The sequence below is a fragment of the Priestia sp. P5_B4 genome, from assembly GCF_056400385.1.
Map to the genome: position 1 here is coordinate 1 of NZ_JBFULJ010001559.1, position 505 is coordinate 505.

Sequence of the window (505 nt, forward strand, 5' to 3'; positions counted from 1 at the left end):
ACGCAGTGTTTCTCTTCGGGCTAGTTTTAATATTTTAATACGAGTAGCAACAGAAGCAGGGCTCTTACCTAAATGATTACCTATTTCACGGTTATTCATGATGTTAATGTTTTCTCTTAGGAAAGTCTCTTGCTCCGTTGTCCATTTTTTACGTAAGCAATTTTCTTCACTACGAAGATTTAATCGTATAATCCGTTTATTAACTGATTCTTTACTACGGTTTAAATGTTCACCAATTCTTTGGAACGTCATCTGCCCATATTGTTCTTCAAGGAATAAATCTTCCTCCATTGTCCATAGCTTTTGATTTTTACTCAATGTTATCTCCCTCCAGTCCGTGCAGAAATCTAAAATGAAGAAGACAGTAAAAAGGAAGATAACATTGAGTAAAAATCAAAAGCTATGGACAATGGAGGAAGATTTATTCCTTGAAGAACAATATGGGCAGATGACGTTCCAAAGAATTGGTGAACATTTAAACCGTAGTAAAGAATCAGTTAATAAA

1 pseudogene is annotated in these 505 nt (G+C 34.5%); it reads right to left on the reverse strand.

Going from position 1 to position 505, the window contains the following annotated elements:
- Window positions 1–318: pseudogene (locus AC1DRF_RS32155) on the reverse strand (sigma-70 family RNA polymerase sigma factor); the annotation flags it as partial.
- Between the last annotated feature and the right edge of the window lie 187 nt (window positions 319–505).